Genomic DNA, 12,441 nt, shown 5'->3' with positions numbered 1-12,441 from the left:
TCTTTCACGATTTTTATGATCAGATGATCAGCATGGCATCACCATAACTGAAGAAACGGTATTTCTCTTTAATTGCCTGTTGGTATGCTTCCATCACCAGATCGTAACCGGCAAAAGCACAAACCATGATCAGTAGGCTTGTTTTAGGCAGGTGGAAGTTAGTCACCAATGCATTGGGAATAGAAAAATCGTAAGGAGGGTGAATAAAGGTATTCGTCCATCCTTCTGCTGCTTTCAGCAGGTTCTGGGCAGTTACAGAAGATTCTACAGCTCTTACAGTAGTTGTTCCGATCGCACAAACCTTACGGTTATCTTCTTTTGCCTTGTTTACGATTTTCACAGCGTATTCATCAATGTTGAAATACTCTGCATCCATCTTATGCTTGCTCAGATCTTCTACCTCAATTGGGCGGAAAGTACCTAAACCAGTATGTAATGTTACTTCTGCAAACTTTACACCTTTGATCTCCAAACGTTTGATCAGCTCACGACTGAAGTGCAAACCTGCTGTAGGCGCAGCTACAGCACCTTCATACTTGGCATAAACAGTCTGATAACGCTCTTTATCTTCGTCCTCAGGTTTACGCTTGATGTACTTTGGTAGTGGTGTTTCTCCCAATGTATCCAATATCTGCTTGAACTCTTCGTCATTACCTTCGAACAGGAAGCGGATGGTACGGCCACGGGAGGTAGTGTTGTCAATTACTTCTGCTACCAGTGATTCATCATCACCAAAGTATAATTTATTACCTACTCTGATTTTACGGGCAGGGTCTACGATCACATCCCACAAACGGTTTTGCTTGTTCAGCTCACGCAACAGGAATACCTCAATTTTAGCACCGGTCTTTTCCTTGCGGCCATACAGACGTGCAGGAAATACCTTGGTATTATTCACCACCATCACATCCTTATCATTGAAGTAGCCGATAATATCACGAAAAACTTTGTGCTCAATTTTTCCTGTGGCGCGGTTTACCACCATTAAACGGGCTTCATCTCTTGTTTTGGAAGGGTGCTGTGCAATTAAATTTAAAGGAAGATCGAACCTGAACTGTGATAGTTTCATATTACGGTATGAATGAATTTAAGGTTGCAAAAGTAATGATAATTATGCTAGTAATCAAAAAATCATTATGGCCTTATCAATCGTAAGGTTTTATACATGGATATTTTTAGGTATGGAATTAATCAGCTGACGGGTATATGCACTCTGAGGGTCTTCATATACCTGATCAGCATCTCCAGATTCTTCAATTTTCCCCTTATTCATTACCATCATACGGTCACTGATAAACCGGACCACAGAAAGATCATGAGAGATAAAAATATAAGTGAATCCAAACTCCTGTCTCAGCTGAATCAACAGATTCAGCACTTGCGCCTGAATGCTTACATCCAAAGCGGCAACAGATTCATCACAAATAATAAAGGACGGTTGTAATGCCAGTGCCCGGGCAATAACAATACGTTGCCGCTGCCCGCCGGAAAACTCATGCGGATACCTGTAATAGTGCTCCGGTAAAAGGTTCACCTTTCCCAGCAGTTCCTGTACTTTTTCTTTACGCTCTATGTCATTACTATATAATCCATGCACATGCATCGGTTCCAGAATGGCCTGTCCTATTGTTAAACGGGGATTTAGAGAGGAATACGGATCCTGGAAAATGATCTGAATGTCTTTACGCAGCGCCCTCATTTCCGAAGCAGGCAAACTACTGATATCTTTTCCCTTATAAATAATACTGCCATTGGTGGGTTCTACCAGTCGCAACAATGTCCGTCCCAACGTAGTTTTTCCGCAACCGGACTCTCCTACCAAACCCATCGTTTCACCTTCCCGTACATTAAAACTCACGCCGTTTACGGCTTTGGTCCATGTGAGGGGTTTCCCGAACAGGTTACGAGTAACCGGGAACCAGGTATGCAGGTCGTTCACTTCCAGCAAGAGCGGACTCTCAGCTAATTTCTGTTCACGACTAACAATCTCTGTTGCAGGAATCTCCAGGCTGTTAACCAATCCTTTCACCGCTTTCTCTTTTTCCTGAATATTGCCTTCGGTATCTACCTCCATGAAATCTCGGATTACCGGCAAACGATATAACCGTTTGTTCAGTGGTGGACGGCAGGCCAGCAATCCTTTTGTATAAGGATGCTTAGGATGGGTAAACAATTCCTGTATGCTGCCTTGTTCCACTATCCGGCCTTTGTACATAATGGCTACTCTATTTGCGATCTCTGCAATTACACCCAGGTCATGTGTAATGAACACCACACTCATACCTGTTTGCTGCTGCAATTCTTTTAATAACTGGAGGATCGCTTTCTGAACTGTTACATCCAATGCAGTTGTTGGCTCGTCGGCTATAAGCAGCCGGGGCTGACAACTAATAGCCATCGCGATCATTACACGTTGCTTTTGTCCGCCAGATAATTGATGAGGATACCTGTTCAGGAGTTGCTCGGGCTCCGGCAGCTTTACCTGCCTGAATAAGGCAAGGGTTTGTTCCCTGGCTTCAGCAGCAGTTACTTTTTTATGCAGGTGGATGGCTTCCATAACCTGTGCACCACAAGTATATAAGGGGTTCAGGGAGGTCATTGGTTCCTGGAAGATCATGGCTATTTCATTTCCCCGCCAGGTACGCATTTGTTTTTCGGGAAGATCAGAGAGGTTAACAGCAGGCTGATCGCCCACCTTATACAACATACTTCCCGATACAATTTCGCCGGGATGCGTTATCAATCGCATTAAAGACAATGCCGTTACAGATTTACCTGAGCCGGATTCTCCTACAATGCCCACAATTTCGCTGGTGCCAATATCCAGTGAAATGTCGTTCACGGCTATTGTACCAGGAAATGAAACGGTTAAATTACGGATAGATAAAAGCGATTCCAGAGTTTCTGTTTCAGATGTCAAAATATTATCTCACCGTTAGCATATTACGAAACAATCTGGAGAAACGCAATCTAAAAGAGCAGATGTTTTACCGTCTGGTGGCTATTAATCAGAGCCTTCAGGGAATCAATACCAATTTTAAGATGTCTTTCCACATATTCAGTTGTCACTTTCTTATCGCTGGCTTCTGTTTTTACACCTTCGGGGATCATAGGCTGGTCAGATACAAGTAACAGGGCACCGGTCGGGATTTTATTGAAAAAGCCTACAGAAAAGATAGTGGCTGTTTCCATATCGACCGCCATTGCACGGATTTTTTCCAGGTAACGTTTGAACTCAACATCATGTTCCCATACCCGGCGATTGGTACTGTAACAGGTGCCTGTCCAATAATCGCAACCATATTCGCGAATAGTAGTAGAAATTACCTTTTGCAGAGCAAAGGCAGGAAGTGCCGGCACTTCGGGAGGAAAATAGTCGTTGGAAGTACCCTCTCCTCTGATAGCGGCAATAGGCAATATGAGATCGCCTATGTTGTTCTTTTTCTTGAGACCACCACATTTACCCAGGAATAATACGGCTTTGGGGGAGATGGCACTGAGCAGGTCCATTACTGTGGCGGCACTGGGACTACCCATTCCAAAGTTGATAAGGGTAATTTCTCCTGCAGTGGCACATTGCATAGGCTTACCTGCGCCTACAATCTTGACTTTGTTCCATTCAGCAAAATAAGTGAGATAATTACTAAAGTTGGTCAGGAGGATGTAGGACCCGAAATTCTCGAGTTTTTCTCCTGTGTAGCGGGGAAGCCAATTAGCTACAATTTCTTCTTTTGTCTTCATAGCCTTTTGACGAGCGAATATACGAAAAAAAGTCCATAGACGGAGTACTCTTCTTAACTTTACATTATGATTTTCATCGACTTCCCTGCTCCTGATTTTAAGATTGTAAGAGAAAATGGCAGAGACATCATTTTTGACCGTTACCGTAAAAAAAACGTAATTCTTACTCCTGAAGAGTGGGTAAGGCAGAATTTTCTCAATTACCTTGTAAAAACATTGGGCTACCCGGCCTCCCTGATCGGCATAGAAAAAGAGATCCATCTTGGAGAACTGAAAAAACGCTGTGATATTGTCGTTTATAACAGGAATACCCAACCCTGGATGATCGTTGAATGTAAGGAGATGAATGTGCCCTTAACACAAGCCGTCCTGGAGCAAATTGTTCGTTATCATATGGTATTACCTACTGCGTACCTTGTAATTACTAATGGGGTTAACACCTGGTGTTGCCAGCATATGGAGGAGGAACAACAATGGCGGTTTATTCAGCAATTGCCTGCACATCTGTGATTTATAAAAATAAAGCCCACCAAAATGGCGGGCTTTATTTTTATAAATCAGATTTAAAAGTAGCCAGGATCATGGGAAAATCCCTAACTGCTCGTAAGCGGCACCTACTTTATTAATTGCACATACATAAGCAGCAGTACGCATATCATGTATGTTTTCATTATTTAACATTATTTCACGCACTTCATGCAGGGCAGCGTGCATGGTTTCTTCCAGTCCGGAATATACCAGGTCTACTTCATCTGCACCATGTGCGATGAATTTCCGTTCCCTGTCTGATACCTTTTTACCGGTAAGATCTTCAATAACACCCAGGATATGAATATTCATATTCTCATCAAAGCGTTTGCCTAAACGGCCATAACGTACGTGACTAAGGTTTTTCAGCCATTCAAAGTACGATACTGTTACCCCTCCGGCATTCAGGAACATGTCAGGTACTACGATTACACCTTTTTTGTTCAGGATTTCATCCGCTTCCGGAGTGATAGGACCATTCGCACCTTCACCGATAATGCGTGCTTTGATATTGGCAGCATTTCCTTTGTGGATCACTTGTTCCAAAGCAGCAGGGATCAGGATATCACATTCCATTTCCAGGCCATCTGTATTATTTTTCAGATTGGTAGCACCAGGATAATTAATGATAGAGCCGGTTTCATTCCTGTGTTTCAATACTTTATCAGGATCCATTCCCTTTTCATTATAGATGGCGCCATCCCACTCAATTAAACCTACTATCACAGCACCTGCCTCATGAAAATACTTAGCGGCGTGGTAACCTACATTACCCATGCCCTGTACGATCACTTTTTTGCCCAGAATACCTGGTTCAAGGCCGATTTTCTTCATGTCGTCCTTGATGTTGCAAAGTTCCTGCAGTCCGTAGAATACACCCAGGCCTGTCGCTTCCTTACGACCGCGTACACCACCCTGGGAAACTGGCTTACCGGTTACACAACCATATCCATCTATTTCACCGGGACGTAAGCTCATATAAGTATCCAGGATCCAGCTCATTTCTCTTTCGCCGGTTCCGTAGTCGGGTGCCGGAACGTCTATACCAGGGCCGATAAAGTTTTTCTTTACCAGTTCTGCTGTATAACGACGGGTAATGTTTTCCAACTGGAACGGAGTGTAGTCACGTGGATTGATCTTAATCCCACCCTTAGCTCCTCCAAAAGGCACATTTACAATGGCGCATTTGTAGGTCATGAGGGCAGCAAGTGCCATCACTTCATCCTGGTTTACGGCTTCACTGAAGCGGATCCCCCCTTTACATGGGAGTTTGTGGTGAGAGTGTTGTACACGGTAGGCTTCAATTACCTCAATGGTATCTCCTACCCGTACGGGGAATTTCATGCGATAAACAGCATTACAGGCTTTGATCTGTTCAAGAATGCCTTTTTCCCATTTCGTGAATTGTGCGGCTTTGTCAAAACTCCTTTCTACGCTCTGAAAGAAGTCGTAATTTTGTTCCTGCGCCATAAGTGAAATTGTTTTGGTAATATATATGTAGTTGGACTTTATTTTCTGTCCGGGTGATCCCGCCGCTCCAGCTTACTGATCTTACGCTCCAGCGAAATCAAAAATATTACAATCCCTATAAAGATGATCAGCAGCACACCTACTATAACATAAATCTTATCATTGCTGCGGAAAAATTCATTTACGGGCCCACTTTCTGTGTCCTGTTGCTGCGCATTAGCGAATAAAGAAACCAATAACAGCATGAATGTGCAGCAGAAAGAAAACACCTTGTTGATCATTTAAAAATATTTTTTAGCTCTAACTTTTTGTAGCGTACAACGAGCGTATATATCCAGACACTCAGCAACGTCCAACCCAGAAACGCAGGATATAACACCATTTTCATATTATTATCCGTGTCTTTAGATGCAAAACCGGGTGTAGAAGCACTACCGGGATGCAATGAATCTACCATACGCGGAATAATATATGTCAGAGGGATCAACAAAGCGAATGCAAAAATATTAAATACTGCCGAGATCCTGGCACGTTTGTCAATATCAGATATAGACATCCGCAATACCAGGTAAGCCATATAAATCAATAATGCCACAGCGGTTAACATCTGCTTGGGGTCACTGGTAAAAGTGCTTCCCCATGTGTAAGTAGCCCATAATGTACCCGTAGCAAACCCCAGTACACCATAAAACACTCCTACACCGCCTGCCGCACTGGCCAGCGCATCCTTACGGAGATCATATCCGGCAAGAAAGCGTAAAGAATTAACTACAGAAATGGTGAACATCGTATACATGCAAATCCACATGGGCACATGGAAGTAGAGTCCGCGGGAAGATTGTCCGTTGGTACCGATAATCGGTATTTTATGCGTAAATCCGGCTATAATCGTGTATGTTAGAATTAATACCGCTAAAGCTTTCCACCAATGCTTTGCCATTTTTAACCAGCTATATTGGGGGCAAACCTACAGGTTTTATTACTAATCTCAAAATTCTGAAACCTGAGTGTAATACCGCTACTTGATCCTAATCCTTCCACAGGAAAGGAAATAAAACCATAGAAAGGGCAATGATCAATACATCCATACTGCCCAACATCAGGAATAATTTCGGCAATCCGGGTTGATAAACAATAATAAAGGAAGATTTGGCTACACTCGATAAGATCATCAGTAACGGGAGCATAATAGGAAATCCCATAATAGCCATCAGGGCTGCATTTTGATTTGCCTGTGCTGCTATAGCCGCCAGCATTGTGAACAAAAGCGATAAACTGATTCCTCCCAGCATGATCACTCCGATGAAGTACCATATATTAATGATCGGATTACCCAGGAAAGTTATACAACATATCAGAGCAATGAGGCTCATGATAGACATCAGCAATATATTATATATCAGCTTGGCGGCTATAAAACTCCGGGGATGTACCAGGGAATAGAAATAGAGCAGCCGTCCCCTGTTTTCCTGCATGAAACTTTTCGCAATGGCATTAACAGATACGAACAATTGCACCACCCAGAACAGGGCATTCCATATTTTCTCATCCGGTTTGCCAATCATCAGATTAATTACAAACACGGTAGATACAATATATAACAGGATCCCATAAAAAGCGTATTTCTGACGCAATTCCAGTAGTATATCCTTTTTTACAAGTGTTATGGTTTGTTGTAATACGGTGGATTTCATGTTGGCGCAAAGATAGTGAATAGCGTGTAAGTTGTTTTTTCCGTTATATTCGCTCTCATGAAAAAAATACTGGTAGCTAACCGCGGTGAAATAGCTTTGAGGATCATGAGATCAGCCAGGGAAATGGGCATCAAAACAGTAGCTGTTTATTCAGAGGCAGACCGCACCATGCCTTTTGTGCAATATGCGGATGAGGCTATATGTATAGGCCCTCCTCCTTCAAGTCAATCATACCTTCTCGGAGACAAAATTATAGCTGCTGCACGGCAAACCGGTGCCGATGCCATTCACCCCGGCTACGGCTTCCTGAGTGAAAATGCCCGTTTTGCACAAGCAGTAACGGAGGCAGGATTCACTTTTATAGGGCCCAGTGCAGCTTCTATAGATATGATGGGAAGTAAACTGGCTGCCAAACAAGCTGCTCAAAAATTTGGAGTACCCATGGTTCCAGGCACAGAAACACCTCTGCGTAGCCTGGAAGAGGCAACCGAAGTTGTAAAAACGACAGGATTTCCTATCCTGATCAAGGCATCTGCAGGTGGTGGTGGTAAAGGAATGCGGGTGGTGAATGTTCTGGAAGAACTGGGAGAACAGATCCGCCTGGCTAAAAGTGAAGCCATGAGTGCTTTTGGAGATGATGCAGTATTTATAGAAAAGTATGTTACTGCACCACGCCATATTGAGATCCAGATTTTAGGCGACCAACATGGGAATTATGTATATCTCTTTGAACGTGAATGCTCTATACAGCGCAGACACCAGAAACTAATAGAAGAGGCGCCTTCCTCCTGCCTTACACCGGAAATCCGTGCAGCAATGGGGAAATGTGCGCTGGACGTAGCCCGTGCCTGTAAATATTACGGGGCTGGCACTGTAGAATTCCTGGTAGATGAACAACTGCAATTCTATTTCCTGGAGATGAATACCCGGTTGCAGGTGGAACATCCTGTTACCGAAATGATCACCGGATTGGATCTTGTAAAAGAGCAGATCCGGGTGGCACGGGGAGAACAGTTATCCTTTAACCAGCAGAGCTTATCCATTAATGGCAGTGCAATAGAACTCCGCATCTGTGCAGAAGACCCTGCAAATAACTTTCTGCCGGATACTGGTACATTAACTACATATATCCGCCCTCAGGGATATGGGATACGTGTGGATGATGGTTATGAATCCGGAATGGATATCCCTATCTATTACGACCCTATGATTTCCAAGCTGATAGCATGGGGAGCTACCCGGGAAGAGGCCAGGGAAAGGCTACTGCGGGCTATTGATGAATACCAGATAAAGGGCATCCGTACCACTTTACCTTTTGGCCGCTGGGCTTTACAACAACCTGCATTTATCACAGGAAAGTTTGATACAAATTTTATTGGGAAGTACTTTACTCCGGAGGCTTTACAGCAACCTGTTCCGGATGAGGCACGCGCAGCAGCACTGCTTGCTGTAGAGATATGGCAAAAAGAACAACGCAAGGCCAGGCAAGTACCTGTTAATCAACAACCTGAGAAATGGAAAACCAGGAAAATGTTAAGATAATTCTAAAGCGCGATGTAGTAACGTTAAAACTTGCTAGTTTTGTTATTGTACATTTTTGATATGAGAACGTTAATTTTAATGGTGATCGACTTCTTTTACCGTCCGTTCGCCAAACTTATGCCGCTGCAAACGTTCCGCTACCTGGCTTGCGGGGGCGGCAATACTGCAATGGATATATTCTTGTACTTTATTTGTTATAATTTCGTTTTACACCAAAGGACCGTATATCTTCCATTTCTTACTATCAGTGCCCATATTGCGGCATTGTTCATGTCCCTGGCAATCACTTTCCCAACAGGTTTTCTTCTAAGCAAATACATTGTATTCTCCGATTCTAATCTTCGTGGCCGCGTACAACTGATGCGTTATTTTATGCTGGTAGGCATTTGCATATGCCTCAACTACGGGTTTATGAAACTGTTTGTAGAACAGTTCCATATTTATCCTACCATCGCTAAAATACTGACGACGATATTCGTAGTAGGCTTCAGTTATCTGACCCAGAAGAAATTTACATTTAAAGTAAAGATGCCGGTAGAATAATTATTTTACTTCATAATAACAATGCCTGCAGCGCGGTTCATACAAATTCGTTTCTCCTAACAATACTGTGTTGGTATCAGACGATTTACGATAAGAGTAGTTGGCGATGTTACCGCATTTTACACAAATGGCATGCAGTTTTGTAATATAATCCGCCTTAGCCAGCAGAAATGGCATTTGTCCGAAAGGCTTGCCCAGGTAATCCATATCCAGGCCGGCAATAATTACGCGGATCCCTCTTAATGCCAGCTGGTCACATACATAAGGAAGCTCTCTATCAAAGAACTGAGCTTCATCAATTCCAACTACATCTACATCCTGCGCGAGTAAAAGGATCTGTTGTGAGTTTTCAATAGGAGTACTTACGATCTTGCTCTCATCATGAGATACAATGTGTTGCAGATCATAGCGGGTATCAATCCCCGGCTTGAAAATCTCTATTTTTAAATTGGCAATACGGGCTCGTTTCAACCGCCTGATCAACTCCTCCGTTTTTCCCGAAAACATTGAGCCACAGATTACTTCGATCCACCCCCTTCGCCCTCCTGCAAGAGAAGGTTCAATAAACATATTATACTATTGTGATTTACAATTAATTAAAAACCTCTAACTTCATGCAAGTAAAATAAATTCTCCGACACAGCGTTAACAATTAAGCATGGAACGCATTTTGCATTCAATTTATTTTTTTTTTAGATTATGGAAAAAATAAGTGCATTAATTGACAAGTTACAGGAATTAAAGAATTCAAACGCAGGACTGCAGTCCATATCTTATTATGTACAACTGTTGCAGGCAGAAATATTGCATGCCCGTAACAGGCAGAAAAAAGGAGAACAGGTGCAGAGAGAATCAAGCCATGTAGCTGTGATTATGCCTAATACTGCGTTAAATGAACAGGCTCCCGCTACCATAAACGGGTATACTGCCACTTATAATCAGACAACTGTTGCAGAGAAACCAGTTGTTACACCATCTGTGACAGTATTTCCAACTCCTGAAGAGGTAAAGCCTCTTATGAAAGAACAGCAGCCTGTTGCCACAGAAGTAACTCCTTCAATAACAGAGCAGCTGCCAGTTACACCGGTTGTTACTCAGCCAGCTCCTGCCGAAGTAGTACCTCAACCTCTTTCACAACGCCCTGTTGCCGTTCCGGCACCACCACCGGCTCCAATTCCGGCAGAACCTGTTGAGAAAAAGCATGCACCAGCCATGATCACACTTTTTCCTAATATGGAAAATCCGCTTCCTCCTTCCAACCATAAGAAGTCAGAAACGAATGGTCTGCATAAGGAACTCAAAGAACTCAATCAGCGAATAGCCCAGAATACCACCTCTCTAAACGAGCGTTTCCGCCAGGGCCAGGCCGAACTGGCAGACAAACTGGGAGAAATGCCTGTCAAGGATCTTCGTCATGCCATTGGGATCAATGACAAGTTTCAATTCATCCAGGAGTTATTCCGTGGAGATGTAGATACTTATGAGCGTTCCATTAAAACGATCAATGAGTTCCATTCTTTGCAGGAAGCAGAATACTGGATTGAAAGAGAATTGAAGATCCGTCAGGGCTGGGGCGATGAGCACCATCTTGTAAGACAGTTCTACTCTATTGTAAGAAAGCGTTTTACCTGAATATAATAGATGATTCTATCAGTAACACCTTTATTATCTTCTACATACTGACTGGCTTGCTTACCTTTTTGGGTGCAAACAACATCATCTTCCAATAAAAGTTCCAGCTGACGGTTCAGTTCATCCTGACCGGCAATGCTGATCCCTCCACCCGTTGCCAGCAATGCTGCCGCTTCCGGATATTTGTGAAACACAGGACCAAACACGACAGGCTTGCCATAAGTTGCAGGCTCCAGTATATTATGAATTCCATCTTTCCCGAACCCACCACCTACATACGAAACACGGGCATAACGGTATAAGTAAGATAACATTCCAATATTATCAATGATCAACACAGACGACTGCCATTTACCTTCTGTAAATCTTGTGGCCCCGGGAAACAGTTCCAGTAAATGCTGGATATGGGCTTCATGAATTTCATGTGGCGCGATAATCAGACACCTTTGATTATCATTATGTTGTACCCACCAGGTGGCCAATAGTTTTTCATCAGCCTCCCAGGTGCTTCCAGCAATCACGGCTTTGCGGCCTGCTATAAAATCTTTTATCTGCACAAGTTGCGGAGCTTCTTTCCGCAAGGCCCATACCCTGTCAAACCTTGTATCGCCCGACAGTACCGCATGTGTTACCCCAATATTTGCCAATAATTCCAGGGATTCCCTGTTCTGTACAAAAATATAGGTCAGTTGCTGTAAAAGGCGTCTGAACATCCCTCCATAAAACTTAAAAAATATCTGATCCGGCCGGAAGATGCCCGAAATGAGCAATACAGGGATATTTCTCTCGTGTAATACGGTCAGATAATTGTACCAGAACTCATATTTTATAAAAATGGCCAATCTTGGCTGGACAATTTCCACAAACTCCCAGGCATTCCTTTTCGTATCCAGTGGCAGATAATAAATATGATCAGCCACAGGATAGTCTTTCCTGACCTCATACCCTGAAGGGGAAAAGAAGGTCAAAACGATCCAGGCACCCGGATATTCCTTCCGAATGGCCTCCAATACTGGTCTGCCCTGCTCGAACTCACCCAAAGAGGCAGCATGAATCCATACAATATCCTCTTTATGAGCTAGTTCGGTCCGCATTTTCTGCTGCCAGTTTCGCCGCCCTTTCAGCCATAGCCGGGCTTTGGCATTGCCGGCTGCCGCTGCCAGCAATACTCCAACCTTATACAGTTGAATTCCTATATTATATAAAAATGTGCCATTCATAGGATAAGTTATTCTACTGATTTTAAAACAGGTGCAAAGATACTCTCCTTCCTATGTCAAAATTTGTAAAT

At 43.2% G+C, this 12,441-nt stretch carries 13 protein-coding genes; 4 read left to right on the top strand and 9 right to left on the bottom strand.

What is annotated here, in order from left to right:
• Nucleotides 1-19 precede the first annotated feature (19 nt).
• The 3 genes from queA to BM176_RS26965 all read right to left on the bottom strand — a co-directional run bounded on the left by queA (nucleotide 20) and on the right by BM176_RS26965 (nucleotide 3,741).
• Nucleotides 20-1,069 carry a tRNA preQ1(34) S-adenosylmethionine ribosyltransferase-isomerase QueA gene (gene queA / locus BM176_RS26975; protein ID WP_090107520.1) on the bottom strand — a complete coding sequence of 350 codons (1,050 nt, stop codon included), beginning with the start codon at nucleotides 1,067-1,069 and terminating at the stop codon, nucleotides 20-22.
• Between the two features lie 90 nt (nucleotides 1,070-1,159).
• Nucleotides 1,160-2,920 carry an ABC transporter ATP-binding protein gene (locus BM176_RS26970; RefSeq protein ID WP_255373593.1) on the bottom strand — a complete coding sequence of 587 codons (1,761 nt, stop codon included), beginning with the start codon at nucleotides 2,918-2,920 and terminating at the stop codon, nucleotides 1,160-1,162.
• A gap of 50 nt (nucleotides 2,921-2,970) precedes the next feature.
• Nucleotides 2,971-3,741 carry an AMP nucleosidase gene (locus BM176_RS26965; RefSeq protein ID WP_090107519.1) on the bottom strand — a complete coding sequence of 257 codons (771 nt, stop codon included), beginning with the start codon at nucleotides 3,739-3,741 and terminating at the stop codon, nucleotides 2,971-2,973.
• Between the two features lie 66 nt (nucleotides 3,742-3,807).
• On the opposite strand from BM176_RS26965, the gene BM176_RS26960 reads away from it, so the two are divergent.
• Nucleotides 3,808-4,251, top strand: coding sequence for a type I restriction enzyme HsdR N-terminal domain-containing protein (locus BM176_RS26960; RefSeq protein ID WP_090107518.1), 444 nt, complete (start codon nucleotides 3,808-3,810; stop codon nucleotides 4,249-4,251).
• A gap of 69 nt (nucleotides 4,252-4,320) precedes the next feature.
• On the opposite strand, the gene BM176_RS26955 is transcribed toward BM176_RS26960, so the two are convergent.
• The 4 genes from BM176_RS26955 to BM176_RS26940 all read right to left on the bottom strand — a co-directional run bounded on the left by BM176_RS26955 (nucleotide 4,321) and on the right by BM176_RS26940 (nucleotide 7,433).
• On the bottom strand, nucleotides 4,321-5,739 hold the full coding sequence (locus BM176_RS26955; protein WP_090107517.1) for a Glu/Leu/Phe/Val family dehydrogenase: 1,419 nt from the start codon (nucleotides 5,737-5,739) through the stop codon (nucleotides 4,321-4,323).
• Nucleotides 5,740-5,777: 38 nt separating this feature from the next.
• Nucleotides 5,778-6,020: a CcmD family protein gene (locus tag BM176_RS26950; protein WP_218162291.1), complete on the bottom strand. Its 243-nt coding sequence runs from the start codon at nucleotides 6,018-6,020 to the stop codon at nucleotides 5,778-5,780.
• Nucleotides 6,017-6,679: a cytochrome c biogenesis protein CcsA gene (ccsA, locus tag BM176_RS26945; protein WP_090107516.1), complete on the bottom strand. Its 663-nt coding sequence runs from the start codon at nucleotides 6,677-6,679 to the stop codon at nucleotides 6,017-6,019. The genes BM176_RS26950 and ccsA overlap by 4 nt, the downstream gene beginning before the upstream one ends.
• Before the next feature lie 88 nt (nucleotides 6,680-6,767).
• Nucleotides 6,768-7,433, bottom strand: coding sequence for a heme exporter protein CcmB (locus BM176_RS26940; protein WP_090107515.1), 666 nt, complete (start codon nucleotides 7,431-7,433; stop codon nucleotides 6,768-6,770).
• A gap of 57 nt (nucleotides 7,434-7,490) precedes the next feature.
• Between BM176_RS26940 and accC the strand changes: the two genes are divergently transcribed.
• Nucleotides 7,491-8,975 carry an acetyl-CoA carboxylase biotin carboxylase subunit gene (gene accC, locus BM176_RS26935; RefSeq protein ID WP_090107514.1) on the top strand — a complete coding sequence of 495 codons (1,485 nt, stop codon included), beginning with the start codon at nucleotides 7,491-7,493 and terminating at the stop codon, nucleotides 8,973-8,975.
• Between the two features lie 60 nt (nucleotides 8,976-9,035).
• Nucleotides 9,036-9,518, top strand: coding sequence for a GtrA family protein (locus BM176_RS26930; RefSeq protein WP_090107513.1), 483 nt, complete (start codon nucleotides 9,036-9,038; stop codon nucleotides 9,516-9,518).
• On the opposite strand, the gene BM176_RS26925 is transcribed toward BM176_RS26930, so the two are convergent.
• Entirely contained in the window at nucleotides 9,519-10,088 is a 570-nt protein-coding gene (locus BM176_RS26925; protein WP_090107512.1) for a thymidine kinase, read from the bottom strand.
• Between the two features lie 129 nt (nucleotides 10,089-10,217).
• Here BM176_RS26925 and BM176_RS26920 point away from each other — a divergent pair, with 129 nt between their 5' ends.
• Entirely contained in the window at nucleotides 10,218-11,150 is a 933-nt protein-coding gene (locus tag BM176_RS26920) for a hypothetical protein (RefSeq protein WP_090107511.1), read from the top strand.
• On the opposite strand, the gene BM176_RS26915 is transcribed toward BM176_RS26920, so the two are convergent.
• Entirely contained in the window at nucleotides 11,120-12,370 is a 1,251-nt protein-coding gene (locus tag BM176_RS26915) for a 3-deoxy-D-manno-octulosonic acid transferase (protein WP_090107510.1), read from the bottom strand. The two genes, BM176_RS26920 and BM176_RS26915, sit on opposite strands and share 31 nt — an antisense overlap.
• Nucleotides 12,371-12,441: the final 71 nt, after the last annotated feature.

It is taken from the genome of Chitinophaga sp. CF118, assembly GCF_900112615.1.
Taxonomy (GTDB): domain Bacteria; phylum Bacteroidota; class Bacteroidia; order Chitinophagales; family Chitinophagaceae; genus Chitinophaga.
Note: the sequence above shows the minus strand (reverse complement) of the source record. Positions and strands in the feature narration are given on the sequence as shown.